Origin of the sequence: Salinivibrio sp. MA607, from assembly GCF_001996245.1 — a bacterium.
GTDB classification, from domain to species: Bacteria; Pseudomonadota; Gammaproteobacteria; order Enterobacterales; family Vibrionaceae; genus Salinivibrio; species Salinivibrio costicola.
The window spans coordinates 12,451-36,767 of the sequence record NZ_MUFJ01000006.1; the positions used below are offsets into that span (position 1 = coordinate 12,451).

At 50.0% G+C, this 24,317-nt stretch carries 23 protein-coding genes, 3 tRNA genes and 1 other RNA gene; 19 read left to right on the forward strand and 8 right to left on the reverse strand.

Going from position 1 to position 24,317, the window contains the following annotated elements; genetic code table 11:
* Positions 1 to 76: 76 nt before the first annotated feature.
* The 5 genes from BZG81_RS04325 (at position 77) to arsJ (ending at position 4,164) form a co-directional block, all read left to right on the forward strand.
* Entirely contained in the window at positions 77 to 1,078 is a 1,002-nt protein-coding gene (locus tag BZG81_RS04325; RefSeq protein WP_077660916.1) for a permease, read from the forward strand.
* 9 nt (positions 1,079 to 1,087) lie between these two features.
* Positions 1,088 to 1,321 (forward strand): thioredoxin family protein, encoded by a 234-nt coding sequence (locus tag BZG81_RS04330; protein WP_077660917.1) that lies wholly within the window; start codon positions 1,088 to 1,090, stop codon positions 1,319 to 1,321.
* A 177-nt stretch (positions 1,322 to 1,498) separates the two neighbouring features.
* Positions 1,499 to 1,840: a metalloregulator ArsR/SmtB family transcription factor gene (locus BZG81_RS04335; protein WP_021024015.1), complete on the forward strand. Its 342-nt coding sequence runs from the start codon at positions 1,499 to 1,501 to the stop codon at positions 1,838 to 1,840.
* An 11-nt stretch (positions 1,841 to 1,851) separates the two neighbouring features.
* A complete protein-coding gene (locus BZG81_RS04340) occupies positions 1,852 to 2,859 on the forward strand; it encodes an ArsJ-associated glyceraldehyde-3-phosphate dehydrogenase (protein WP_077660918.1) in 1,008 nt (335 codons plus the stop codon).
* Between the two features lie 81 nt (positions 2,860 to 2,940).
* Positions 2,941 to 4,164, forward strand: coding sequence for an organoarsenical effux MFS transporter ArsJ (gene arsJ, locus BZG81_RS04345; protein ID WP_077676819.1), 1,224 nt, complete (start codon positions 2,941 to 2,943; stop codon positions 4,162 to 4,164).
* A 45-nt stretch (positions 4,165 to 4,209) separates the two neighbouring features.
* On the opposite strand, the gene BZG81_RS04350 is transcribed toward arsJ, so the two are convergent.
* Entirely contained in the window at positions 4,210 to 4,563 is a 354-nt protein-coding gene (locus tag BZG81_RS04350; RefSeq protein ID WP_158011530.1) for a DUF4168 domain-containing protein, read from the reverse strand.
* Positions 4,564 to 4,775: 212 nt separating this feature from the next.
* Between BZG81_RS04350 and BZG81_RS04355 the strand changes: the two genes are divergently transcribed.
* Positions 4,776 to 5,744: a glutathione S-transferase family protein gene (locus BZG81_RS04355; protein ID WP_077676820.1), complete on the forward strand. Its 969-nt coding sequence runs from the start codon at positions 4,776 to 4,778 to the stop codon at positions 5,742 to 5,744.
* Positions 5,745 to 5,805: 61 nt separating this feature from the next.
* Here the strand turns inward: BZG81_RS04355 and BZG81_RS04360 are convergent.
* The 3 genes from BZG81_RS04360 to BZG81_RS04370 form a co-directional block, all read right to left on the reverse strand.
* A tRNA-Tyr gene (locus BZG81_RS04360) sits at positions 5,806 to 5,890 on the reverse strand.
* Between the two features lie 21 nt (positions 5,891 to 5,911).
* Positions 5,912 to 5,996: transfer RNA gene (locus tag BZG81_RS04365), tRNA-Tyr, on the reverse strand.
* 22 nt (positions 5,997 to 6,018) lie between these two features.
* A tRNA-Tyr gene (locus tag BZG81_RS04370) sits at positions 6,019 to 6,103 on the reverse strand.
* A gap of 286 nt (positions 6,104 to 6,389) precedes the next feature.
* Here BZG81_RS04370 and BZG81_RS04375 point away from each other — a divergent pair.
* Together BZG81_RS04375 and BZG81_RS04380 are read left to right on the forward strand one after the other, a co-directional pair.
* Positions 6,390 to 7,511: an efflux RND transporter periplasmic adaptor subunit gene (locus BZG81_RS04375; RefSeq protein ID WP_077676821.1), complete on the forward strand. Its 1,122-nt coding sequence runs from the start codon at positions 6,390 to 6,392 to the stop codon at positions 7,509 to 7,511.
* Positions 7,511 to 10,660 (forward strand): multidrug efflux RND transporter permease subunit, encoded by a 3,150-nt coding sequence (locus BZG81_RS04380; RefSeq protein ID WP_077676822.1) that lies wholly within the window; start codon positions 7,511 to 7,513, stop codon positions 10,658 to 10,660. Before BZG81_RS04375 ends, BZG81_RS04380 begins: the two co-directional genes overlap by 1 nt.
* 81 nt (positions 10,661 to 10,741) lie before the next feature.
* Here BZG81_RS04380 and queC read toward each other — a convergent pair whose 3' ends face one another.
* Complete coding sequence (gene queC / locus BZG81_RS04385; protein WP_077668875.1) at positions 10,742 to 11,437, reverse strand: 7-cyano-7-deazaguanine synthase QueC; 696 nt, start codon at positions 11,435 to 11,437, stop codon at positions 10,742 to 10,744.
* Positions 11,438 to 11,618: 181 nt separating this feature from the next.
* Here queC and BZG81_RS04390 point away from each other — a divergent pair, with 181 nt between their 5' ends.
* The 3 genes from BZG81_RS04390 to BZG81_RS04400 all read left to right on the forward strand — a co-directional run bounded on the left by BZG81_RS04390 (position 11,619) and on the right by BZG81_RS04400 (position 12,779).
* On the forward strand, positions 11,619 to 11,918 hold the full coding sequence (locus BZG81_RS04390) for a hypothetical protein (RefSeq protein WP_077676823.1): 300 nt from the start codon (positions 11,619 to 11,621) through the stop codon (positions 11,916 to 11,918).
* Positions 11,919 to 12,234: 316 nt separating this feature from the next.
* A complete protein-coding gene (locus BZG81_RS04395) occupies positions 12,235 to 12,492 on the forward strand; it encodes a type II toxin-antitoxin system Phd/YefM family antitoxin (RefSeq protein WP_077456206.1) in 258 nt (85 codons plus the stop codon).
* Positions 12,480 to 12,779 (forward strand): type II toxin-antitoxin system RelE/ParE family toxin, encoded by a 300-nt coding sequence (locus BZG81_RS04400; RefSeq protein WP_077676824.1) that lies wholly within the window; start codon positions 12,480 to 12,482, stop codon positions 12,777 to 12,779. Before BZG81_RS04395 ends, BZG81_RS04400 begins: the two co-directional genes overlap by 13 nt.
* Positions 12,780 to 12,863: 84 nt before the next feature.
* Here BZG81_RS04400 and BZG81_RS04405 read toward each other — a convergent pair whose 3' ends face one another.
* The gene (locus tag BZG81_RS04405; RefSeq protein ID WP_021024564.1) at positions 12,864 to 13,295 is read right to left on the reverse strand and encodes an acyl-CoA thioesterase; all 432 of its coding nucleotides are present in this window, start codon (positions 13,293 to 13,295) and stop codon (positions 12,864 to 12,866) included.
* A 245-nt stretch (positions 13,296 to 13,540) separates the two neighbouring features.
* On the opposite strand from BZG81_RS04405, the gene dbpA reads away from it, so the two are divergent.
* A complete protein-coding gene (dbpA, locus tag BZG81_RS04410) occupies positions 13,541 to 14,923 on the forward strand; it encodes an ATP-dependent RNA helicase DbpA (protein ID WP_077676861.1) in 1,383 nt (460 codons plus the stop codon).
* A 126-nt stretch (positions 14,924 to 15,049) separates the two neighbouring features.
* The gene (locus tag BZG81_RS04415; RefSeq protein ID WP_021024566.1) at positions 15,050 to 15,544 is read left to right on the forward strand and encodes a DUF1003 domain-containing protein; all 495 of its coding nucleotides are present in this window, start codon (positions 15,050 to 15,052) and stop codon (positions 15,542 to 15,544) included.
* Positions 15,545 to 16,394: 850 nt separating this feature from the next.
* On the opposite strand, the gene BZG81_RS04420 is transcribed toward BZG81_RS04415, so the two are convergent.
* Complete coding sequence (locus BZG81_RS04420) at positions 16,395 to 17,456, reverse strand: PLP-dependent cysteine synthase family protein (RefSeq protein WP_077676825.1); 1,062 nt, start codon at positions 17,454 to 17,456, stop codon at positions 16,395 to 16,397.
* Between the two features lie 133 nt (positions 17,457 to 17,589).
* Between BZG81_RS04420 and BZG81_RS04425 the strand changes: the two genes are divergently transcribed.
* Genes BZG81_RS04425 through BZG81_RS04435 form a run of 3 tightly spaced genes read left to right on the forward strand, consistent with a single transcriptional unit; the run spans position 17,590 to position 21,612 of the window.
* Positions 17,590 to 18,057 (forward strand): Lrp/AsnC family transcriptional regulator, encoded by a 468-nt coding sequence (locus tag BZG81_RS04425; RefSeq protein WP_021023823.1) that lies wholly within the window; start codon positions 17,590 to 17,592, stop codon positions 18,055 to 18,057.
* Positions 18,058 to 18,098: 41 nt separating this feature from the next.
* A complete protein-coding gene (locus BZG81_RS04430; RefSeq protein ID WP_077676826.1) occupies positions 18,099 to 19,859 on the forward strand; it encodes an ABC transporter transmembrane domain-containing protein in 1,761 nt (586 codons plus the stop codon).
* Positions 19,852 to 21,612 (forward strand): ABC transporter transmembrane domain-containing protein, encoded by a 1,761-nt coding sequence (locus BZG81_RS04435; RefSeq protein WP_077676827.1) that lies wholly within the window; start codon positions 19,852 to 19,854, stop codon positions 21,610 to 21,612. Before BZG81_RS04430 ends, BZG81_RS04435 begins: the two co-directional genes overlap by 8 nt.
* 70 nt (positions 21,613 to 21,682) lie before the next feature.
* Here the strand turns inward: BZG81_RS04435 and tesB are convergent, their stop codons facing one another.
* A complete protein-coding gene (tesB, locus tag BZG81_RS04440) occupies positions 21,683 to 22,546 on the reverse strand; it encodes an acyl-CoA thioesterase II (RefSeq protein ID WP_077676862.1) in 864 nt (287 codons plus the stop codon).
* A 99-nt stretch (positions 22,547 to 22,645) separates the two neighbouring features.
* On the opposite strand from tesB, the gene BZG81_RS04445 reads away from it, so the two are divergent.
* The 3 genes from BZG81_RS04445 to ffs all read left to right on the forward strand — a co-directional run bounded on the left by BZG81_RS04445 (position 22,646) and on the right by ffs (position 24,059).
* Positions 22,646 to 23,065: a YbaY family lipoprotein gene (locus BZG81_RS04445; RefSeq protein WP_021023827.1), complete on the forward strand. Its 420-nt coding sequence runs from the start codon at positions 22,646 to 22,648 to the stop codon at positions 23,063 to 23,065.
* Positions 23,066 to 23,106: 41 nt separating this feature from the next.
* Positions 23,107 to 23,838: a hypothetical protein gene (locus tag BZG81_RS04450; RefSeq protein ID WP_077676828.1), complete on the forward strand. Its 732-nt coding sequence runs from the start codon at positions 23,107 to 23,109 to the stop codon at positions 23,836 to 23,838.
* Between the two features lie 124 nt (positions 23,839 to 23,962).
* Positions 23,963 to 24,059, forward strand: an RNA gene (ffs, locus tag BZG81_RS04455) — signal recognition particle sRNA small type.
* The last annotated feature ends 258 nt before the right edge of the window (positions 24,060 to 24,317 follow it).

Below are 24,317 nucleotides of genomic sequence, written 5' to 3' on the forward strand. Positions count from 1 at the left end.
GTGTCCGTCTTATCCATAACGAGCGCTGATGACCTTCAAACCACCGGCGCGCTAACAAGCGATAAGAGGACGCATTATGTTTGAAGTCTTTACCTATTTTGCCGATTGGCTCGTTTATCAACTCATTGGGCTATCACCAGATACTCGACTGGGTGAGGCGATTCACTTTTTTATTGAAGACACCACCAAAATCCTCGCTCTATTGATCGTGATGATTTATCTCATTGCGCTTTTGCGCGCGTCGCTCAATGTTGAGCGCGTCCGTGACTATTTAGCCGGTAAAAAGCGTTTCTTCGGTTATGCCTCGGGAAGCTTTTTCGGCGCCATAACACCCTTTTGTTCATGTTCGAGCATTCCTGTTTTTCTTGGCTTTACCTCCGCAGGGATCCCGCTTGGCATCACTATGGCCTTTTTAATTACTTCACCATTAATTAACGAAGTGGCCATCTTGCTTTTATTTAGTCTTCTGGGATGGGAGTTTACGCTTGCATATGTCGCATTGGGGATCACTATTGGCATCGTTAGTGGCTGTTTTTTAGATGCCATCGGCGCGCAGCGCTGGTTACAGCCATTTGCGGCTAATGCGATGGAAAAGGCGCAAGCAAAACCTGACACTTCGACGCATACTCAGCCCTCTAACACATCGGAGATAACGCTGAATGCTCGCCATCAATTTGCTAAGCAAGAAATGAAAGGCATTGTTAGCCGCATTTGGAAATGGGTGTTTATTGGTGTGGGCATTGGTGCCGCATTGCATGGCTTTGTGCCTGATGGCTGGATCGAATCCCATTTAGGGGCCGGACAATGGTGGTCGGTACCTGCCTCTGTCTTTATCGGGATCCCACTGTACTCGAATGCGACAGGCGTTATCCCAATCATGGAAAGCTTACTACGCAACGGCTTGCCGCTGGGAACGACCCTGGCGTTTTGTATGAGCACTGTTGCGGCCAGTGTCCCTGAGTTTGTGATGTTAAAGCAGGTGATGCAGTGGCGCTTACTCGCGATCCTGTTTGCTCTTTTACTGACCGGGTTCACGGTTACAGGATGGGTATTTAATTTACCTTTTTGGCAATTTTAGGAGAAAACAATGAAACAATTTAAAGTTCTTGGATCAGGCTGTGCCAATTGCACCCATACAGCGGAAAAGATCGAAGCGATTGCGGCAGACCAGAGCGTCGACGTTTCAGTTGAAAAAATCACCGATCTTGAAACCATGATGGCTTATAGCGTGATGTCGACACCGGCGGTAGTGATGGATGAGCAAGTCATACACGCAGGTGGTGTACCCAGTGACGATACCATTAAACAATGGCTTATCTAGTCAATGGAAGACTAACGCGTTTTAAGGTACTCAAGCAGTCTAATGGGCTGCTTTTTATTGATCCACAAAAACTGTGAAGTTTTTATGACAGTTTTCCTCGGTGCTTGCATTTCTGCGCGTGAATTATAATATACGTATATCCATATGTTCATTTAATAAAGCGTAATGAGAGAGCCTATGTTGCCTCACCAGTTTTTCAAATTGTTAGCGGATGAAACGCGCGTGCGGTGTTTGCTGCTCATTGCTCGTGAAGGGCAGTTATGTGTGTGCGAGCTCACCGAAGCGCTGGATACCTCACAGCCTAAGATCTCACGCCACTTGGCACAACTGCGGGCCAGTGGGGTGTTGGTTGATACGCGCCAAGGGCAATGGGTGTTTTATCGCTTAGCCGCTGATTTACCGGGCTGGATGCGCAAACAAATTCAGGGCTTAGTTGATTCCAACTGCCTAAAAGACACTTATCAAGAAGATATCACGCGGCTTGCCAAGATGGCGTCACGCCCCACCTGCTGCGTGTAAAGGAGAGAGTAATGACAATTAAAGTCGGGATTAATGGATTTGGTCGAATTGGTCGTTTGGCATTACGGGCTGCATTTGATTGGCCAGAGCTCGAGTTTGTGCACATTAACGATGTGGCCGGTGATACCGAAACGCTGGCGCATTTGCTGGAGTTTGATTCGGTACAAGGGCGTTGGCATCACGCGGTGAGTGCGGAAGGCAATCGCGTGCAGATTAACGGCCAAACATTAACGACAAGCCAAGAGAAAGCGATTGATGCAGTCGATTGGTCAGGTTGTGATGTGGTGATTGAGGCAACCGGAAAACACCGTGACGCGGATTTGCTACAACAATACTTGGACCAAGGCGTGAAGCGCGTAGTGGTCTCTGCACCGGTCAAAGATGAGCGTGTGGCGAATATCGTGGTGGGGGTTAATGACGCGATTTTTGATCCGAGCAAACATCGAATTGTTACTGCGGCGTCGTGCACCACGAACTGCCTGGCACCGATTGTGAAAGTGATCCATGAAAAACTGGGAATTGCGCAGTCAACCTTCACCACCATTCATGATTTAACCAATACCCAAACGATTTTAGATGCGCCGCACAAAGATTTACGTCGCGCCCGTGCGTGTGGCATGAGCTTGATCCCGACCACCACAGGATCAGCAACGGCCATTGTGGAAATTTTCCCGGATCTAAAAGGCAAGATTAATGGCCATGCAGTGCGTGTCCCGCTCGCCAATGCGTCACTGACGGATGTGATTTTTGATGTGGAAACCGATACCACCGCCGACGAGGTGAATGCACTGTTGCAACAGGCCGCGGACGGCGAGCTTAAAGGCATTCTTGGCTTTGAGGCGCGTCCTTTAGTCTCGATTGATTATCGTGGCGATCAGCGCTCTACCATTGTCGATGGGCTGTCCACTATGGTGGTGGGTAAGCGTATGGTCAAAATCTATGCGTGGTATGACAACGAAATGGGGTATGCCACGCGCACCGCTGAGTTGGTGCGCAACGTCGGTCTTATCGATCAGTAAGTGATGCTTGTTAACGGTGGCGGTGCATACAGTGCATCGCCTTTATTTACCGCTTTTATCAAACCTAAATAGACGGCCACTATGTTTGCTCAATTAAGCCAATCTGTGCGCCAGTACATGCTGGTTACCTTTAACTATTGGAACTTCACCATCACCGACGGCGCATTGCGCATGTTGGTGGTGCTGTACTTTTATGACTTAGGCTACGGCACCTTAGAAATTGCCTCGCTGTTTTTGTTTTACGAATTCTTTGGGGTAGTGACCAATCTTGTCGGCGGCTGGTTAGGGGCTCGATTAGGGCTTAACCGCACCATGAATATTGGCCTAGGCATGCAAATTGTGGCGCTTACTATGCTGGCGGTACCCGCGGCGTGGCTCACCATCCCTTGGGTGATGGCGGCACAAGCGCTATCTGGGATTGCGAAAGATCTCAATAAAATGAGTGCGAAAAGTGCGATCAAAACCCTGGTGCCCGATAATGCACAGGGTGCGCTGTTTAAGTGGATTGCGATCCTCACCGGCTCTAAGAACGCGCTCAAAGGGGCAGGCTTTTTTGTCGGTGGCGCACTGCTGTCTTTCATTGGCTTTCAATACGCGGTGGCAGCCATGGCCGGTGTGCTGACTGTGGTCTTTATTGGCAGTGTGGTGTCACTAAAAGCGGATTTAGGTAAAGCCAAAAGTAAGCCTAAGTTTTCAGAAATATTTTCCAAGTCGCGCAGCGTCAATATCCTCTCAGCGGCACGCATGTTTCTCTTTGGTGCGCGAGACGTGTGGTTTGTCGTCGCCTTACCGATTTATTTGGGCAACACATTCGGTTGGAGCCATAGTATGGTCGGTGGCTTTCTTGCGCTGTGGGTGATTGCCTATGGTGTGGTGCAAGGGATTGCCCCAAAAATTACTGGGCGTCAAGCAGGGCACTCACCGGGTGGTAAAGCGGCGCTGGGGTGGGCGCTTGGGCTTACTGTGGTGACCGGCGTCATTGCTTACGCAATTGGCGAGCAATGGCACCCACAAGCGGTCATCATTGTCGGATTAATGCTGTTTGGCGTTATCTTTGCGGTTAACTCGTCGCTGCATTCTTACTTGATTGTGAGCTATGCCAAAGGCGATGGCGTATCGTTGGACGTGGGCTTTTACTATATGGCCAACGCGATGGGGCGATTAATTGGCACGGTGTTGTCGGGCTGGGTTTTCCAAGTATGGGGGTTAGCGGCCTGTTTGTGGGTCTCGTTCGTCTTCTTGTTCATTACGACGGTGATTTCGCTGTGGCTACCTAGATCGCACGTCTCGGTGGCTCAAACCTAAACAATAAGGGCAAGAGAATACACTTGCCCTTGTTCCAAGCTATATTTACTCATTGATCATGTTGCTGATCTTCTTTTGCAGTTCTTTATCTTCACGCGCTTGACGAAAGACATTGTTATATTCTTCAATGGATAGGCCTGTTGCCTCAATGGCTTGCGCCATTTCTTTCTGCGTCTCCGCCATTAGTGCTTTAGCTTGCTCTTCATCACTGATGCTCTCGAGCTTACTTTGATAGTCTTTAGATATTGAAACAACCTGTTCAGCCGCTTCAGCGTAGCTGCTCACCACTTGGTCAGTCAGCTGATCTGCCGACATTTCGGTTGTCTCATTGGCAGCGAAACTTGGCAGACTGGCTGCAACAACAAACGCAAAAGATAGGGTCGCTAATAAACGTTTCATCAATTTTCTCCTTTTATTCATCGCTATTCACAGTAGAGGACATGGTGAGTGAAGGTCAAACGCGAAAAAGGCGATTAAGAAAGTTCTAACAAAATCATGACATTCTCAATGTCGGAGCCATTGCTCAGCTTTTTCGAATAACTCCAACAATCGGGTCTGCCGACATTTCTATTGTTGCTTCATATACTGCACATAGAAAGAAAGGAGGACCTATGGGAAAACTGATTGACGGTATTTGGCACGATGTGTGGTATGACACCAAAGCATCAGGCGGGCGCTTTGTTCGTGAAGATGCTGGATTCCGACATTGGATAACCGCGAGCGGTGAAGCCGGCCCAAGCGGGGATGCTGGCTTTAAAGCAGCGTCCGATCGTTATCATCTCTATGTATCTCTCGCTTGCCCGTGGGCACATCGCACCTTGATTATGCGTCATTTGAAAGGGCTTGAGCCTCACATTGATGTCACTGTCGTTGCGCCCGAAATGTTGGAGTATGGCTGGACGTTTTCCGAGCCCGAGCCTTTATACGGGTTTGAGTACGCTCACCAGCTTTACACGCAAGCCAAACCTGACTATACCGGCCGGGTCACTGTGCCGATTTTGTGGGATAAGAAAACCCAGACCATTGTCAGTAATGAATCGGCCGATATCATTCGGATGTTTAATTCGGCCTTTAATGCCATTACGGGGAATGATGACGATTATTACCCAGAAAACCTGCGTGCAGCGGTAGATCAGTGGAATGAATTTGTTTATCCGAACGTGAACAACGGCGTGTATAAATGTGGCTTTGCCACCGAACAAGCGGCTTATGAAGACGCCTTTGATCAGCTATTCAGTGCATTGACGGTATTGGACGATCATCTGAGTCGCAACCGCTATCTGGCTGGGAATCAGATCACAGAAGCAGACTGGCGATTATTTACCACTTTAATCCGCTTTGATCCTGTGTACGTGGGTCACTTTAAATGTAACAAACAACGTATCGCCGACTACTGCAATTTGTTCTGCTATATGAAAGAGTTATTTCAAGTGCCAGGCGTGGCAGGAACGGTCGATATGCACCATACCAAAACCCATTACTACTACAGCCACGGCAACATTAATCCGACGCGCATTGTGCCTAAAGGGCCAGAGCAAGATTTGTGGTCGCCGCATGGGCGGGCGGCCTTGACTGGATAACGAATAGAATGTGTTGTTTCGCACAACGAACAAGGGCCAGCAAATGCTGGCCCTTTAAAAATGGTGGTGGAGGAAGGATTCGAACCTTCGAAGGCTGAGCCGTCAGATTTACAGTCTGATCCCTTTGACCGCTCGGGAACTCCACCACGGAGTCTTGCTTTATAAAATGGTGGTGGAGGAAGGATTCGAACCTTCGAAGGCTGAGCCGTCAGATTTACAGTCTGATCCCTTTGACCGCTCGGGAACTCCACCACGGAGTCTTGCTTTGTAAAATTGGTGGTGGAGGAAGGATTCGAACCTTCGAAGGCTGAGCCGTCAGATTTACAGTCTGATCCCTTTGACCGCTCGGGAACTCCACCACGCGATTGAGGCGAATCTTACCAAACCGATTGGAGCTGTAAAGGGTTTTCTTAATCTCAGAATGCGGTTGGTGTTTTTTTCAACGTCTTGCGTCCAAAATCAGCGATAAGCGTTGTTTTTATCGCTTTTTGAAACCTGCCTGAGTTTTCACAGTCTGAATGCTATGTAGCTAAATCTCGAATTTGGATGTAATAACGATAAAAAACAACGCCTTTACAATTCTTTAAGGACAAAAAAAAAGTAGATCAGTACACTGGTGCTATTCAAATAATAAGGTGTCATGCAATGAAAAAATGGATGCTATTGGGCGTCGCTGTGTTGGCGGGGATCGCGTACTGGCAGTTTGGTGACTCGGCGCCATCGACCGACGAGACATCTGCGCCACCACCAGGCGCTCGCTCTGTGGATGTGATGACCGCGCCGGTAGAAACCCAGTCTGTTTCACCGTCTCTGTCGTTAGTGGGAAACGTCAAAGCTTATCAACAGATCAGTATTGAATCGGAAGTGTCGGCACGGATTGAAACCGTCCATGTGCAGCCGGGGGAAACGGTTGAAAAGGGCGCACCTTTGGTGACATTTAACCGTGCTAAAGCCCAAGCGGCTGTGTTGGAAGCGTCGGCCTATCTGAATGATGAAATGCGTAAACTTAAAGAATACAACAAGCTGGCGCAGCGCGGAGCATTGACGCAAACCGAGTTGGAAGCACAACAAGCCAGCGTCAACATTGCCAAAGCCCGTTTGCAGTCGGCGCAATCTGATTTAGATGATCATCGCCTAACCGCGCCATTTTCCGGGCGTATCGGTTTGTTTGATCTTAGCGTCGGTCAGCGTGTGGACATCGGTGAAACCTTGTTCAGTCTCGATAATCTGTCGCGTATGAATCTGGATATTCAAGTCCCAGAGCAGTATTTCAGCCGCTTATATCCTGATATGCCAGTGGTAGTGACCTCCCAAGCTTGGCCGGACAAAACGTTCAATGGTGAGATTCGGGTCGTGGACTCTCGTATCAATCAAGACGCGTTATCTGTTGGTGTCCGGGTCGCGTTGGATAACCCTGAAAGCCAACTGCAACCTGGTATGCTGATGGAAGCAAAATTGGCCTTACCACAACAGCAAGCGGTGATTGTCCCGGTGCAAGCGCTGCAGTATTCCGGCACCCGTCGCTATGTGTTTCGTGTTGATGATGAAGGTATCGCCCATCGTACCGAAATTACCCTCGGTGCACGCATTGATAACCAAGTGGTAGTGAGTAAAGGACTTGAACCGGGGCAAAACATCGTCATACAAGGCTTGGTGAACATGCGCGATGGCGCACAAGTATCAGTGTTAAATGCAGAAGCGCCTAAACATCAAGCTGATGATCAAAGCCGTGTCGATGAGACCGCATCTGAGACGGAGGCCAGCTAATGTGGTTATCTGATGTGTCGGTGAAGCGGCCGGTGATGGCGGTGGTTTTGAGTTTACTGCTATGTGTGTTTGGTGCTGTGTCTTTTTCGACGCTCTCTGTGCGTGAGATGCCGGATATTGATAGCCCTGTGGTGAGTATTTACACCGGATATTCGGGCGCGTCGGCAAGCATTATGGAAAGCCAAGTCACACAGTTGATTGAAGATGAGCTGTCCGGGATCAGCGGTATTGATGAAATTACGTCAGTCAGTCGTAATGGCTCATCGCGTATCACGGTGGAATTTAACCTCGATCACCCACTGACTGAAGGCGTGAGTGATGTGCGCGATGCGGTGGCGCGTGCGCAAGGTGGACTGCCCGATGATGCCAATGATCCGATTGTGTATAAAGATAACGGCACCGGTGAGGCCGCGATATACATTAATCTTGCCTCATCGGAAATGGATCGCAACCAGCTCACCGAATACGCCCAGCGCACCCTGGAAGATAGATTCAGTTTGATCTCCGGCGTAAGCTCGGTCGATTTATACGGTGCGCTGTATAAAGTGATGTATGTGAAACTGGATCCGACGCAGATGGCAGGACATGGCGTCACGACCCAAGATATTCTCGATGCATTGCGGGAGGAAAACCTAGAAAGCCCGGGCGGGGAAATCCGCAATGACGTGATGACCATGCCGGTGCGTAGCGATCGTTTGTATCGTGATGCGGAAGATTTTAAACAGCTGGTGATACGAACCACAGCCGATGGCACCGCGATTTATTTGTCGGACGTGGCGGACGTGGCGATTGGTTCACGCAATGAAGATGCGACCTATAAAAACAATGGTATCAACAACTTGAGTTTGGCCTTGATCCCACAATCCGATGCCAATCCACTTGATATCTCTGATCGTGCCCATAAGCTCGTGGATGATATGCAGGCGTTTCTCCCTGAAGGCATGCGTCTGTGGGTCGATTATGACACCACCATATTTATCGAGCGATCGATAGAGGAAGTGTACAGCACGCTCTTTATTACTGGTGCGTTGGTGGTGCTGGTATTGTATATCTTTATCGGCCAAGCGCGTGCAACACTGATTCCCGCGGTGACCGTGCCTGTGTCATTGATTTCGGCCTTTATCGTTGCCTCAGCATTGGGGTTCTCGATTAATCTTCTTACCTTAATGGCGCTGATCTTAGCGATTGGGTTAGTGGTGGATGATGCCATCGTGGTGGTCGAAAATATCTTCCATCATTTACAGCAAGGCGATAAACCCTTGGTGGCCGCGTACCGCGGGGCGCGAGAAGTTGGTTTTGCGGTGATTGCGACCACGGCGGTGCTGGTGATGGTGTTCTTACCCATTACCTATATGGACGGCATGATAGGCAAGCTATTCACAGAATTTGCGGTGATGCTGGCCGTGACCGTGTTGTGTTCATCCTTGATTGCCCTGACGCTGACGCCCGTGCTGGGCAGTAAGTTACTGCGCTTAAATGTTTCATCCAGTCCGGTCAACCGCATTGTGACACGTGGGTTTGAGCGGCTTGAAAGCTATTATCGGCGCGCTTTAGTGCAGGTGCTGCGCTGGCGTTGGATGGCCCCAGTAGTAATCCTACTTTGCCTTGGTGGCAGTGGGGCGTTAATGCAATCTTTACCGTCTCAGTTGGTGCCGCAAGAAGACCGTGGTGTACTGTTAGCCTTTGTGAAAGGCGCTGAAGGGACGGCTTATAACCGCATGGTGGGCAACATTGAGCAAATTGAACAGCGCTTAATGCCACTGGTGGAAGCGGGCACCTTGAGTTCGGTGAGCTTGCAGACGCCCGCGTTTGGTGGTCGTGCCGGCGATCAAACCGGCTTTGTGATCATGCTTTTACCGGATTGGGATGAGCGCGACCGTTCAGCACAAGCCATTCTCGGGGAAGTGCGTCAGGTACTGAATGGCGTGCCAGATGTGCAAGTCTTCCCATTTGCCCCTGGTTTTGGCGGTCGAAGCTCTGAGCCGGTACAATTTGTACTCAGCGGCCCAGACTACCCTGAGTTGCATCGCTGGGCTGAGACCTTGGGTGAAATGAGTCGTGATGCGGGCATGATTGATAGCCCAGACTATGACTACAGCCAAAATACGCCTGAGCTAGTCGTCAAAGTAGACCGCCGTCGTGCGTCTGAACTTGGCATTTCGGTACGGGACGTCTCCGACACCTTGGAAGTCATGTTAGGTGGTCGCGCGCAGACCAGCTATGTGGATCGCGGTGAAGAATATGATGTGTATGTCCGTGGCGATGAAAATGCGTTTAGCAGCAAGAGCGATCTGAGTCGTATCTATATGCGCAGTCGTAGTGGTCAATTGGTCTCGCTGGATGCGGTAACCACGGTGGAAGAAACCGCCTCTGCGCAGCGTCTAAGCCATACCAACAAGCAAAAATCGATCACCTTATCGGCGCACTTAGGTGAGGATGTGACGCTCGGCCAAGCACTCGATTATCTCGACTCCGCGGCGGCCGAGACGCTGCCAGCTGATATCTCGGTGGGCTACTCGGGCGAGTCGAAAGATTTTCGGGACAACCAAACCAGTGTGCTGGTGGTGTTTGGTTTAGCCCTCTTGGTATCGTACTTGGTGTTAGCGGCGCAATTTGAAAGCTTTATCAACCCCTTGGTAGTGATGTTGACGGTGCCCATGGGGATGCTAGGTGGCTTTTTAGGTTTGTGGCTGACCAACCAAGGGATCAATATCTATAGCCAAATTGGTTTGATCATGCTGATTGGGATGGTGACGAAAAACGGTATCTTAATCGTGGAGTTTGCCAACCAATTGCGTGATCGTGGTATTGCATTTGAAAAAGCGATTATCGATGCGTCAGTCCGTCGCTTGCGACCGATTTTGATGACGGCGTTTACCACCTTGGCAGGGATGATCCCGCTGATCCTGTCAACCGGGGCGGGGGCAGAGAGTCGTATCGCGGTTGGGACGGTGATCTTCACCGGCATGGCCTTTGCGACCTTTGTCACCTTGCTGGTGATCCCAGCGATGTATCGCTTGCTCTCGGTACATACCCATTCGCCTGAGTATGTGGCGCAGCAATTAGATAAAGCGTTGGCAGTGGAAACCGTGCATCGGACCAGTCATGGTGAGTTTGATACCCATCCGCATGATGAGCCGCGTAAATAGCCGCTGTTGTATGCTCGATACAAAAACCGCCTCGCGATGAGGCGGTTTTTTATTTCTTGTTGCTACCAAGGATGCTCGTTGTTACGCGTTTTCGGCTTGTTTGCATTGCAGTGCGGCTTGTACGTCCGTTTGATTGGCGAGGTAGTCATCTAAGCCACGCTGACGCAAGTGGCAGGCTGGACATTCACCACAGCCAGTGCCTTTAATCCCGTTATAACAGGTTAGGGTGTGGTCGCGCACAAAATCGAGGGCGTGATACTGGTCGGCCAGTGCCCAGGTCTCGGCTTTATTCAGCCACATCAGCGGCGTCACTAATGCGAGTTGTCTATCCATGCCTTGCTCAAGGGCTTGCTGCATTGATTGAATAAAATCGTTGCGACAATCTGGGTAGCCAGAAAAGTCGGTTTCGCAGACACCGGTGATCACTGCCTCAGCGCCAATTTGATAGGCGTAGATGCCGGCCAAAGTCAAAAACAAGATATTCCGTCCCGGCACAAAAGAATTGGGCAGGCCGTTTTCGTTCAGCGCGTTAGAAACGGGAATGTTGTCGCGTGTGAGCGAGCTAATCGCTAATTCGTTGAGCAAGCCAACATCTAATACCTTGTGCGCACTGACTTTGCGGTTTGCAGCAATCTCACGGGCAACGTCAATTTCTTGCTTGTGACGCTGGTTATAGTCGAAAGTGAGGCAATGCACTTCGTCGTACTCTGCCTGCGCTTGAATCAAACAGGTGGTTGAGTCCTGTCCTCCGCTAAATACCACAACGGCTTTTTTCATCGGTTTGTCCTCTGGCGGTGCTACTTACCCAGTGTTACACAGAGCACGGATGGTACCCCTGTGTGGTATCGACAGCAAGCCAGACGCGATGATGTAATCCGTTAGTCAGCACGCAATTTGTACCCTCTTTGTTTGCTAAGCTACGCCTTGATAATTGATTTATAAAGGACATTCACAAGTCATGGACGGACTTGAACCGAAAACTATCCCCTGCCTGTGCCGCACGCCTATCTCGGGTATTTTTGTCAGAGTATGTCACCCTGATCACATCGACGCTGCCTTGGTGCGAGAAAGTAAAGACAGACCGAGCGGTCGGTATAATCGTCAGGGTGAAAGCGCGCTGTATTTGACTGAGAGTGCAGAGAGTGTGCGCGTGGCCATGCAAAAGTACGCCAGCCAGATCACGACGCCACGCGTGCTCGTGCGGTATCAGGTTGACCTCTGTGAGCTGGTGGATTTGCGTCATCCTGAACTTCTGTAATACAAAGCCTTATCCAGCGTTGATTGGCAAGCCGCCTTAGCAAATGGCGAAGCACCATCCAGTTGGTTGGTGGCCGATAAGCTGAGAAGTGGTAATGAAATTGGCTTAATTGACCCGTCGCGAAAAGATCCCAGCACTTGGCATATCACCTTGTTTCGCTGGAACGCCCCAGGCGCGCCGACTGTGACCAGAGTGGGCGAGCCTGAAGAGATTAGTTTGAAATGACGGTCGCTGATAAGGCGAATCAAAAAAAACTTTTTCAGTGATACTTAAGTGCTACAATACTGATACTTTAATACCACTATTCGGGCGAGCGATGAAAGTAGAACTTGTGACCACACTGAAGCGTCAGGCAACCAAAATTTTGTCTGAATTGAAGGCGAATAAAGAGCCTGTTTTGATCACCGAACATGGTAAGCCTTCAGCGTACTTATTAAGTGTGGATGATTACGAATTAATGCAGAGTCGTCTTGCTATCTTAGAAGGGATCGCGCGTGGCGAGCGCGCAATTACCGAAGAGAAGCTCTTGAGTCACCATGATGCCAAGGAACAAATGTCCAAATGGCTCAAATAGTTTGGACTGAGCCTGCGCTGGCGGATCTGAATGACGTTGCTGAATATATTGCTCTGGACAATCTGGTTGCAGCGAAAGCGCTAGTGCAAGCGGCCTTTACCGCAGTGGAGCGGTTAGTGCTTTTTCCTGATTCTGGTCGGGTGCCACCTGAACTACCGCACTTGAATTACCGAGAGGTAGTGGTGAACCCTTGTCGTATTTTCTATAAACAAGAAGAAGACACGGTGTTTATCTTATTCGTTATGCGTTCAGAGCAGGATCTACGTAAGTTCTTACTATCGCGTTAAATTTGTCATTACACTTAAAAGTTCTCTATTGATTACTGACTGCGCGTCACGTCAGGCAACGYGCAGTGCTCGTCTCTATGCTTACTATTTCGCCACAAAGGCTTTTAACCCTTCGAGCGTTTCGGCTGGGATAGGACAGCTTTTACCGGTTTTAAAATCGCAATAGACAATCAAAGCCTCGCCTTCGGCCACACAGCGTTCTTGATTGTGACTGTAGATTTCATACTTCATCGCATAGCGCTTTTCTTGAATATCCTCCACCCAAGCCACGGTGGTGATGGTATCTGGATACACCAAAGGGGCGCGATAATCGCAGCGCGTCGAGCCAACCACCGGGCCAACATGCAGTCGTTTAGCTAGCTCGAACACTTCCAGTTTTTCAAGCATCACCACGCGCACATCTTCAAAATAGCGAAAGTACACGGTGTTATTGATGTGTTGCAGGGCGTCCATGTCGTTCCAAACAATCGCCTGCGTATGAGAGAGTGGGTAGTTTTCTACTGGGATATTTGCCACAAGACAATCCTCCTTTATTGTGTGCCTTGATTGCACACCAAGCACAATGACAAGACAAGCTGGGCAAGTGTAAATACGGAGCTTGGTCTAACAATTGCGTAACAAAATGAATAAAGTGGCAAAGCAGGGAGCAAAGCGTGTGGCTATAATCGACTAATGTGGCAGCAGCCAGATTCTGGTATGATACGCCCCCTTTTTGGCCGTGCTTGGGCGCGGCTTTGTTTACTTTTGCTGTGGATACGACTTTGACTGATACCGCTTTTTCCTCGCTCGCGTTACCTGCTGATTTACTCGATAACTTAGCGACGCTGGGTTACACCGAAATGACACCGATTCAGGCGCAGAGCTTGCCGTCTGTGCTCGATGGTAAAGACATTATTGCTCAAGCAAAGACAGGTTCAGGGAAAACAGCGGCGTTTAGCCTTGGCGTGTTAGCCAAACTGAACGTGAAGCGCTTTCGCGTGCAATCCTTGGTGCTGTGTCCAACCCGTGAGTTGGCCGAGCAAGTCGCTGAGGAGATGCGCAAGTTGGCGCGTGGCCGCCATAATGTCAAAGTACTGACACTGTGTGGCGGGGTATCGATTGGCCCGCAAATTGGCTCACTGGAGCATGGTGCACATATTATTGTCGGCACTCCAGGGCGTGTCGACGATCATTTACGCAAGGGTACATTGCGCCTCGATGATGTTGAAACCTTGGTGTTGGATGAAGCCGATCAGATGCTGGATATGGGCTTCCAAGATACCTTGGATGCTATCATTGCGCGTGTTCCCGCTCATCGCCAAACCTTATTATTCAGCGCCACCTTCCCGCGCTCGATCAATGCTATTGCCCAGCGAGTGCTGAGCCACCCTGTCTCCGTTAAAGTGGATGAGGTGCAAACGCAAAGTACAATCTCGCAACACGTCTATAAAGTTGATGACAACAGGCAGCGTTACCAAGCGTTAAAACTACTGTTATTGCACTTTCAGCCGCAAAGTTGTGTGGTGTTCTGTACGACCAAAGTCCAAACACAACAAGTGTGCGATAACTTAGAAGGTGATGGTTTTAGCGCTGTTGCCTTGCATGGCGATATTGAACAGCGTGGCCGTGAGCGCACTTTGGTAAAATTTGCCAACAAAAGTGCGTCCGTGCTGGTGGCCACTGATGTCGCCGCGCGAGGCTTAGACATTGATGACATGGATATGGTGATCAACTATCAACTCGCCCACGATCCGCAAACTCACGTGCACCGCGTCGGCCGTACCGGTCGCGCTGGCAAAAAAGGGGTGGCGTGTTCGTTGTATAACGATGCTGAGCACTATAAGCTGGCGATGATTGGCGATCAGTATGACCGCGATTTTCTCCCTGAATCTCTGCCGTCGCAGCACTTGCTTGACACTGCGCCTTACCAGCCTGAGATGGCAACCTTGATGATTGACTCAGGTAAAAAACAAAAAGTACGCGCGGGCGATATTTTAGGCGCACTAACCGGTCAAGATAGTATTGACGGTAAACAGGTGGGTAAAATCAATGTGCTCGATAATGTGGCGTTTATTGCAGTGTCGCAATCCTGCGTTAAAGCCGCGTTGCGTAAGCTGAATGATGGAAAAGTGAAAGGCCGCACCATTCGCGCCCGCCGGGTTTGATCTTTACCGTAAGCTATAGATTAGCTTGCTAAGCTGCTAAATTAACCTACTCTATTTCAATCGCTTAATTGAAGAGGTACGCACGACACCGTTTTTCGTGTCGCGCGTATTTACACGGAGTGGAAAATGAAAAAGTATTTTGAGAATTTAGCAAAAGCCTTGCTCGGCCAGCCGTTTGGTAGCCTGAGTTCAGGTGAGAAAAAAGTCATTGAAAGCATTGCCAATAATACGTCTGTCTCTGAAAACGTTAACAAGTCCTTTCACGAAAGTCTGACACCCGGGCAAATGGTGGCGGATAAAATTGCCTCATTTGGTGGTTCTTGGTCGTTTATCGGACTTTTCTTCGCTTTCATTATTGGCTGGATTGTCGTGAATACGGTTTGGTTGGTGGGGGACACTTCTTTTGATCCTTATCCATTTATTTTGCTTAACCTAGGATTGTCCAGTCTGGCGGCTTTCCAAGCGCCTATCATCATGATGTCGCAAAACCGCCAAGCGGCAAAAGATAGGATGGAGCAAAAAGCCACCTACGAAATCAACCTAAAACTCGAGCTCGAGCTAATGCGCCTGCACGACAAGTTTGATGCCCTGCAGGCGCGAATAGATAGAGATACGGACTAGCGTGTTGACACTTTGTTGTGAGTTTTATTAATCGTTTGGCTCAAATGTCGAAGGCGCCATGCAACGGGCGCGCCGGCTACACCGAGTGACAAGATTAATATCGCCCCGGCGCTTGCCCGATCTACACGAAATTTATGTTTCGGTGGTGCCATTGGCGACGATGCCACAAGGCGTTAATATTTAACGTCGATGATTCCATTGGCGACGATGACACAAGCCCCGGGACATTGTTGGATAAGTGCACATTGTCAACGGGTGCCAGTTGCACTGCGCCTGTTACGATTGGTGCCAATTTTGACCCCGATGTCGGATGGCGCGCGGCCCATATCGTGATAATGATTAGCATTGTGCTGGCGCTTATACCGACCTACGCCTGGTTTCTATATCGGTGGTGCCATCGGCGACGATTGCTCGTTCCCACGCTCCTGCGTGGGAATGCATACAATGACAAAATTTATACATTGATGGTGCCATTGGCGTAGGTGACACAAGCCCCGGGACATTGTTGGATAAGTGCACATTGTCAACGGGCGCCTGTCACAATCGGTGCCAAATTTGACATCGAGGTTAATCTTTGGCTTTGATGTCGGATGGCGCGCGGCCCATATCGTGATAATGATTGGCACCGCACTGGCGCTTATACCGACCTACGCCTGATTTATATATCGGTGGTGCCATTGGCGACGATTACACAAGCCCCGGCTCGAGGATGGATATGTGCAAATTGCCAACGGGCGCGCCGGCTGCACCGAGTGACAAGTTTAATATCGTCCCGGCGCTTATGCCGACCTACACCTGATTTGTATACTAATGCGCCTGTTTATCAAACGTCTGTATAGACGATGGCGCGTTACCCCAACAAAGTCTGCAAATCATGGGTCGCTTGGTCGAGTGCGCCAATGTGCTTGCGTACCCAATCAGGGTTGTAATAGGTATCTAGGTAGCGCTCGCCGCTGTCACATAGTAAGGTGACGATAGAGCCTTTCTCGCCGTTGGCGCGCATTTCATTCGCCAGCATCAAGACGCCGTACAGGTTAGTACCCGTGGACGCACCGGCTTTGCGGCCAAGCTGGCTTTCTAGCCAGTGAATGGTGGCGATACTGTGAGTGTCCGGCACTGTGGTCATTCTATCAATCACGCCGGGAATAAAGCTGGGCTCGACACGTGGCCGTCCAATCCCTTCAATCCGACTGCTCTCATTCGTCGTTAAGTTTTTATCGCCGGTGAGGAAGTAATCGTGAAATACCGAGTGCTCAGCATCGGCCACCATCAGTTGAGTGGGTTGGCAGCGATAGCGAATGTAGCGGCCAATGGTCGCCGAGGTACCGCCGGTGCCTGGGCTCATCACAATCCAGCGAGGGATCGGAAAGCGCTCGTACTGCATTTGCTCAAAAATACGGTTGGCAATGTTGTTATTGCTACGCCAGTCCGTTGCTCGCTCGGCATAGGTAAACTGATCCATGTAATGGCCATTGAGCTCTTTAGCAAGGCGGCGAGACTCGGCATAGATTTGGTCTGACCGCTCGACAAAGTGCGCTTCACCGCCATAAAAACGAATTTGCTCAATCTTCTTACACGCAGTGTTTTTGGGCACCACAGCAATAAACCGTAAGCCAAGTAGGCGAGCAAAATACGCTTCGGAAATGGCAGTACTGCCTGATGAGCTTTCAATGATGGTGGTGTGTTCATCAATCCAACCATTACATAAGCCGTACAAAAACAAAGAGCGCGCCAAGCGATGCTTTAGGCTACCGGTTGGATGGGTACTTTCGTCTTTCAGATAGATATCGATATCCGCGAAGCTAGGGAGGTCGAGCTTGATTAAATGGGTATCTGCAGAGCGTTTAAAGTCCGCTTCAATCAGGCGAATCGCGTTACCGACCCAAGTATGGCAAAGAGGTGGGGTTGTCATCATGCGTCTCCGAATACGTGATTAGTACCAGTTTACGCAAAGCGCAGGATAAAAACCTTGCTATTTTTGCTCTATAATGACGCCAAAAGAGAAAATAAAACTCATATAAAACGATTAAAGAGAATATATTTTTATGGTTGTCACATTAGATGAGATAGATCGCACTTTACTCGCGGCGCTGCAGGAAGATGCCAACTGGTCTGTGTCCGCGCTGGCCGAACGGGTGAATTTAACCACGACTCCCTGTTGGAAGCGGCTGAAACGGCTGGAATCACAAGGCGTGATCCGTGGTCGGGTGGCATTGCTTGACCCCGAAACCGTTGGCCTCGCGTTTACCGCCTTCGTCCACATCAAAACTAATGATCACAGTGAGCAGTGGTACAAAACCTTTACGGAGGTGGTGACTGAGTTTCCTGAGGTGATGGAATTCTATCGCATGGCAGGTGAGTATGATTACATGATGAAGGTGCAGGTGGCTGATATGACTCGATTTGATCATTTTTATAAAAAGCTGGTCAATTCTGTGCCAAGTCTGAATAATGTGACATCAACGTTCGCAATGGAAGCACTTAAATACACCACCGCCCTACCGATCGGATAGGTCAGATAAATAATAAAAGGCGGGGAGAATAAGGAGCCCTCATGAAGGTGTTTTGGCAGTTAGGCTGGTTTTTTAAACGTGAATGGCGTCGCTATGTCGGCGCCATGATTATTTTGGTATTTGTCTCTGTCTTCGAGCTGATCCCACCGATGGCCGTGGGCCATGTGGTCGACGGCGTGGTTGCGGGGGATATTTCTACGCAAACACTGTTATGGCTATTAGCGGGCATGCTGGCTATCTGGGGGGTGGTGTATCTGCTGCGCATTGTTTGGCGAGTGTGGCTTTTCGGTGCGGCGGCGGAGCTTGGCTCTGTGCTGCGTAATCGGCTTTATGATCACTTTACTCGCCAATCTCCGCATTTTTTCCGTCGCTATCCGAGTGGCGATATCATGGCGCGCTCCACTAATGATGTGAAAGCGGTGGTGATGACCGCCGGAGAGGGAGTCCTGACCGCGGGTGATTCCATTATCACAGGTGCGGCGGTATTGATTGTGATGGTCAGCCAAATCAGTTGGCAACTGACGATTTTAGCGCTGTTGCCGATGCCGGTGATGGCCTTTTTAGTCAATCGGTTTGGGCGCCGTTTACATCATACCTTCACCGAGTCACAAGCGGCGTTTTCTGAGCTGTCAGAGGTGAGTCAGTCTTCACTGTCTGCGGTTAGAATGGTACGTGCCTTTGGTCTAGAGCAGCACCAAATGAATCAGTTCGACCAGGTTGCGGATCGTACCGGGGAGAAAAACCTCGCCGTAGCGCGGGTCGATGCGCTGTTTTCGCCGGTGATTCAAGGCACCATTGGCGCGTCGTTTTTCTTTACCGTTTCCGGTGGTGGCTATTTGGTTGCTAACGGTGAGATTTCGTTAGGCGATCTGACGGCGTTTACCTTGTACCAAGGTTTGATGATTTGGCCGATGCTCGCGATCGCCTGGCTGTTCAATATTATCGAACGGGGCCGAGCGGCGTGGACCCGTATTGATGCGCTGATGCAAGAGCAGCCAGACATTGTTGGTGGTGACACACCGCTGCCTGACACCATGCAGCCGTTGACGCTGGCCATTGAGCAGTTTAAGTGGCAACCGGATGACAGTTTTGCCCTCAAAGATATCCATGTGATCCTCCCGCCTGGGGCAATGCTGGGGATTGCGGGCCCGGTTGGCAGTGGCAAATCCACCTTGTTACAACTTCTATTGCATCTGACTAAGTTGGAAAAAGGCGATATTCGTTATGGTGATGTATCGATTGCGAACGCTGATTTGTCGTCGTGGCGACAACGTTTTGCGGTGGTGACGCAAACACCGTTTTTGTTCTCGCGCTCGATTGCGGAAAACATCGCCCTCGGTCGCCCCGACGCAACTCAAACGGAGATTGAACACGCGGCCCATTTGGCTTGTATTGACGAGGATATTCGTCAGTTGCCGCAGGGCTATCAAACGGCTGTTGGAGAAAAGGGGATTACTCTGTCCGGTGGTCAAAAGCAGCGCATTTCGATTGCTCGCGCATTATTGGTGGGTGCCGAGTGCTTGATTTTGGATGATGCCTTGTCGGCGGTTGATGGTGACACCGAACATCGGATTTTGCAGAATCTACAACAGCATCAACAAACGCGTACCACGATCGTGATTGCTCACCGCTTATCGGCCTTGGAAAGCGCCGACGAAATCGTGGTGCTTAGTCATGGCCAAATACGCGAGCGCGGTCAGCATCGTCAATTGATTCAACAGCCAGGATGGTATCAAGAAATGCATCAATATCAGCAGCTGGAAGCGGCACTGGATGCCGATGAGGAGCCGCGCAATGACTAAGCGAGAGATTTTATATCGGCTATTAAGCTATATGCGTCGCGATCGTCGCCAGTTTGTGATTGCCGCCATTTTCTTATTGGTAGCCGCGGTGGCGGAAGTGACCGGCCCTTATTTGGTGCAAATCTTTCTTGATAGCTATGTTGCCAAAGACCATTATCCGGCGATGATCATGTGGGCGCTTGCGGTGGGGTACATTGTATCCACTATTGTTTCGGCCGGCTTCCAGTATCAGTACGAGTTACGCTTTAACACTATGGCGGTGGCGATTATTCAGCGGATTCGAAAAACCGTGTTTGCCAACGTTATCAAACAGCCGTTATCCGCGTTTGACTATGTGCCGATGGGGCGGATTGTCTCGCGCTTAACCAATGATACCGAATCCTTGAAAGAGCTGTATGTGTCGGTGCTTTCGACTTTTTTACGCAACATCGCCTTGATTAGCGTGATGCTGGTGGCGATGCTGATGCTCAGTATTGAACTGACGTTAGTCGTGCTGGTGTTATTGCCCTGTGTCATCTTGGTAATGGTACGGTATCAAAAACGCTCAGCGCCCGCTTATCGCCGAGCGCGAGACCGACTTGCTGATATCAACGGGGTGATGAACGAGTCGGTACAGGGTATGAATCTTATCCAATTGATGCAGCAAGAGCAGGCGTTTTCTTCCCGTTTTCAAACGATGACCGCGGATCACTTGGATGCCATGGTCACGATTCAGCGCCTTAACGGGATCTATCTCCGTCCCTTGATTGATTTGCTCTCCGGTGCCGCCTTGCTGTCCTTAGTGGCAATTTTCGGCGTCAGTGGAATGGAAGTGATTGGCGTCGGGGTGCTCTATGCTTTTTTGAGTTACCTGGGTCGAATCACTGAGCCGCTGATTGAGATGATGCAACAATTATCACTGTTGCAGCAGGCGATTTCAGCGGGAGAGCGATTGTTTGAAATGATGGATACGCCGCCTGAGCAATATGGTCATGACAGTACACCGATTCCTGACGGTGCCATTGCACTGCGTGATATATCCTTCTCTTATGATGGCGAAACGCCAGTGTTGTCCGACGTGAATGTAGACGTTCCTGCGGGCGGCTTTCTGGCGTTGGTCGGTCATACGGGGAGCGGTAAATCAACCTTAGCGTCATTACTCATGGGGTTTTATCGCCCAGGAGAAGGCACGTTAACGCTGGGTGGTTTGCCGATTGAAACCTTAAGCCATCAAAGTTTGCGCGAGGGCGTGGCGATGGTGCAACAAGATCCGCACATGTTAACTGGCAGCTTAAAAGAAAATATCGCGCTGGGTCAGTCACTGGACGATGCTGTGATTTGGCATGCATTAGAGCAAGTAGCATTGGCAGAGTACGTGAAAGGCTTACCTGCTGGTTTAGAGACTCCATTGGGCGAGGGGGGGATGACGTTCTCAGCTGGGCAACGTCAGCTATTGGCTCTAGCGCGGGTGTTAGTCCGTCAGCCTAAAATATTGATCCTTGATGAAGCCACCGCCAATATCGATTCCGGTACCGAAGAGCTTGTTCAGCAAGCATTAAATAGGTTACGTCAGCAGATGACAGTGGTAGTGATTGCGCACCGTTTATCGACTATTGCCGAGGCCGATAACATCTTGGTTTTGCATCGCGGCCGCGTGATTGAGCAAGGGCGTCATCAAAGCCTGCTACGCCAGCAAGGGCGTTACTGGCAGATGTACCAGCTTCAGCAAGCCAGCGCTCACTTGGCGGCGCTTGAGGAAGAAGCGCAGGCTTAGTCGTGTCATAGGTAAGAAAATTAAAAAGGGGCTCAGGCCCCTTGTTTGCAGCGAATAGCGTCGCTGAGCGCTAGGAGAGCTTACGCATTAACCCTTCTTGAGTAGCAGAAGCCACTAGGTCACCTTGTTGGTTAAAAAGCTCTCCGCGAACAAATCCACGTGCACCACTGGCGGAGGGGCTTTCAATTGCAAACAACAGCCACTCATCCATTCTAAACGGGCGGTGGAACCACATAGAGTGATCAATAGTAGCCACTTTCATGCCTGGGGTCAGTAATGTTACCCCGTGAGGTTGTAGCGCAGTGACCAAAAACCCCCAATCCGCCGCGTAGCCCAGCAAGTATTGGTGGACATGGTAGTCATCGCCGACTTCACCGTTAGCACGGATCCAGAGATATTGCTTCGCTGGGGCCGGTTCTGGCTTCAGTGGATTGATCACAGTCGCAGGGCGAACTTCTATTGGTTTATCACTGCCAAACGCTTTGACAACATTGGCGGGTAGTTTATGGGCAATATCTGCGACCAGTGATTGCTCCGAGCGCAAAGTTTCCGGAGCGGGTACGTCTGTCGGCATTGAGTTTTGATGCTCGAAACTTTCCTCTTCCTCTTGATATGATGCGGTAAGATAGAAAATCGGTTTGCCGTACTGTACGGCTTTTATTCGTCGAGTACTGAAACTTTTTCCATCTCTGAGTATCTCAACATCATAGATGATCGGTTGTTCCGGGTCGCCTGGACGCAGGAAGTAGCTGTGAAATGAGTGCAAAAAGCGATCGGCTTCGATGGATGTTTTCGCGGCAGAGAGCGCTTGACCAATCACTTGCCCGCCATACACTTGTGGCAGTCCAAGATTCTCACTTTGGCCGCGATATAGGCCGGTGTCTAATCGCTCAAGCTGCAGCAGTTGTAAGAGTTCTGTCAGTGGTTGGCTCATAAGTCCTTGATTCATGCTATGCTTCCATTGTTATTGTTCAAGCTATCATAACCTTAGCGTTTTTGCCGCATTCAAACGCGTTTCGGTGAGGATTCTTTAATGAAGAAACTAACGTTTCTGTTGTTCGCCTTATTTACTGCTCTAGTGTTTACCGCTTGCTCTGGTAATAGCCAACCCAATGATTTAGCGAATATTTCTGGTACTTTGGTCTATCGTGAGCGCCTTGCTTTACCCGAGACTGCCAGTGTCACTGTGCGTTTGGTAGAAATAAAAAAAATGGACTCGCCGGGTAAAGTGATTAGCCGACAGTCTTTTGTGACTGAAGGTCAGCAAGTGCCCCTCCACTTCGCGCTAAATTACGATCCAAGCCAAATTTCTGCTTCTCATGATTATGTGATCACCGCGCAAATTGATGTCAGTGAACGTCCGTTATTTATCACCAATACGGTTAATAAAGTGATCACGGATACGAATCACACCTATGATCCAACCATTACGCTGGTACGATCCGACAACTAGTCGCTACACTGGGAATCATGACCACAGCACAAGGAGTGTGCATGCGGATTTCCTCATTAGTTTGGCCCGCGATCGTGCTAGCGACTGCTATTGCTGCAAGTATCAGTGCCGGCGATGCATTACATGGGCTAGCGATCATGGCGCCTGCGTTGTTTTTCTTCTACCCAGACAAATTGGCGAGTTGGTTATTGCTGTTGGGAATGGCGGCCTTGGCCCTTTCTTTACCGCAGTTACCTGCTTTGCTTGCGGCAAGTACTTTGCTGATCTTGCCAGCGTTATCTTTATGGTTTAATCCTGACCGGCATCCCCATGTTAAGTGGTTACTTGGGGCTGTGATGCTCGCTATTTTCGCAGGGATAATGGCTTTGCAGTCGGAAGCAAAATTAGGCGGGGCTCCCTGGTTTTTGGCTCTTCAACTTGCGGCGTTATGCGGGTTATGGCTATCGATGCAATATTGGCCGGGCTACCAACCACCTCGCCGTGGCGCTTGGCTAGTGCTTCCCATTCTGGCCGCGGCGGTTGGGTGGCCATCCGCGCTGTGGAGCGTGGCAGTGGTTGCGATGATTGGGCTGTTACAGTGGGTGGCGCTTACACCGCGTTTAGCCGCTTCACGTCACCTTGCGATGCACATTTTGCCGTGCGTGCCGTTTTTAGTTATTGCTTGGCGTGTTCCCTATCAATTAACGATGTCGTTACTGGTGGCGTGGGCCACTATGCTGGCGGCTATCTGGGTAGGTGAGTATTTACTCTTGGAAGACTCAGACGATGATTAAGTGATAATTGCTTATAAGATCAACAGTTAATCGGTAAGAAAACGAATCCTCCTTGCATTGCATCCAACCTTGCCACATAATGCCCCGCAGTTAAGCAAGCTTAACGACATATCGATGGAGGCCTCCTTGGTTCTCCCGCAACACTATCTTGTGTACTGGGTCAGGTCCGGAAGGAAGCAGCCCGCGCTTGGGACGTGTGTGCCGGGATGTAGCTGGGGAGGTCTCCGCCCTTTCTGCTCCCCCCTAAAATCAAATGCTTCTCGAACAATACACCATCATTTTCCTGTGAATTCCACCGCCTATTTACACAACAAACTGATATGTGCACAACCAACTGATTTTTTGGGATGATATGAGAGTCTGTCTTCTATTATCGTCTGTTGACACCTGGGTGACACAGCCTGGCATGACTCGACTATGATCATTAAATATACAGGCAGCAGTGGGCCCAATGGAGGCGTGACGTGGTGATAAGGCGA

Coding starts and splice junctions, on each gene's coding strand:
- BZG81_RS04325 (WP_077660916.1), top strand. CDS start 77: ATGTTTGAAGTCTTTACCTATTTTGCCGATTGGCTCGTTTATCAACTC.
- BZG81_RS04330 (WP_077660917.1), top strand. CDS start 1,088: ATGAAACAATTTAAAGTTCTTGGATCAGGCTGTGCCAATTGCACCCAT.
- BZG81_RS04335 (WP_021024015.1), top strand. CDS start 1,499: ATGTTGCCTCACCAGTTTTTCAAATTGTTAGCGGATGAAACGCGCGTG.
- BZG81_RS04340 (WP_077660918.1), top strand. CDS start 1,852: ATGACAATTAAAGTCGGGATTAATGGATTTGGTCGAATTGGTCGTTTG.
- arsJ (WP_077676819.1), top strand. CDS start 2,941: ATGTTTGCTCAATTAAGCCAATCTGTGCGCCAGTACATGCTGGTTACC.
- BZG81_RS04350 (WP_158011530.1), bottom strand. CDS start 4,563: ATGAAACGTTTATTAGCGACCCTATCTTTTGCGTTTGTTGTTGCAGCC.
- BZG81_RS04355 (WP_077676820.1), top strand. CDS start 4,776: ATGGGAAAACTGATTGACGGTATTTGGCACGATGTGTGGTATGACACC.
- BZG81_RS04375 (WP_077676821.1), top strand. CDS start 6,390: ATGAAAAAATGGATGCTATTGGGCGTCGCTGTGTTGGCGGGGATCGCG.
- BZG81_RS04380 (WP_077676822.1), top strand. CDS start 7,511: ATGTGGTTATCTGATGTGTCGGTGAAGCGGCCGGTGATGGCGGTGGTT.
- queC (WP_077668875.1), bottom strand. CDS start 11,437: ATGAAAAAAGCCGTTGTGGTATTTAGCGGAGGACAGGACTCAACCACC.
- BZG81_RS04390 (WP_077676823.1), top strand. CDS start 11,619: ATGGACGGACTTGAACCGAAAACTATCCCCTGCCTGTGCCGCACGCCT.
- BZG81_RS04395 (WP_077456206.1), top strand. CDS start 12,235: ATGAAAGTAGAACTTGTGACCACACTGAAGCGTCAGGCAACCAAAATT.
- BZG81_RS04400 (WP_077676824.1), top strand. CDS start 12,480: ATGGCTCAAATAGTTTGGACTGAGCCTGCGCTGGCGGATCTGAATGAC.
- BZG81_RS04415 (WP_021024566.1), top strand. CDS start 15,050: ATGAAAAAGTATTTTGAGAATTTAGCAAAAGCCTTGCTCGGCCAGCCG.
- BZG81_RS04420 (WP_077676825.1), bottom strand. CDS start 17,456: ATGACAACCCCACCTCTTTGCCATACTTGGGTCGGTAACGCGATTCGC.
- BZG81_RS04425 (WP_021023823.1), top strand. CDS start 17,590: ATGGTTGTCACATTAGATGAGATAGATCGCACTTTACTCGCGGCGCTG.
- BZG81_RS04430 (WP_077676826.1), top strand. CDS start 18,099: ATGAAGGTGTTTTGGCAGTTAGGCTGGTTTTTTAAACGTGAATGGCGT.
- BZG81_RS04435 (WP_077676827.1), top strand. CDS start 19,852: ATGACTAAGCGAGAGATTTTATATCGGCTATTAAGCTATATGCGTCGC.
- tesB (WP_077676862.1), bottom strand. CDS start 22,546: ATGAGCCAACCACTGACAGAACTCTTACAACTGCTGCAGCTTGAGCGA.
- BZG81_RS04445 (WP_021023827.1), top strand. CDS start 22,646: ATGAAGAAACTAACGTTTCTGTTGTTCGCCTTATTTACTGCTCTAGTG.
- BZG81_RS04450 (WP_077676828.1), top strand. CDS start 23,107: ATGCGGATTTCCTCATTAGTTTGGCCCGCGATCGTGCTAGCGACTGCT.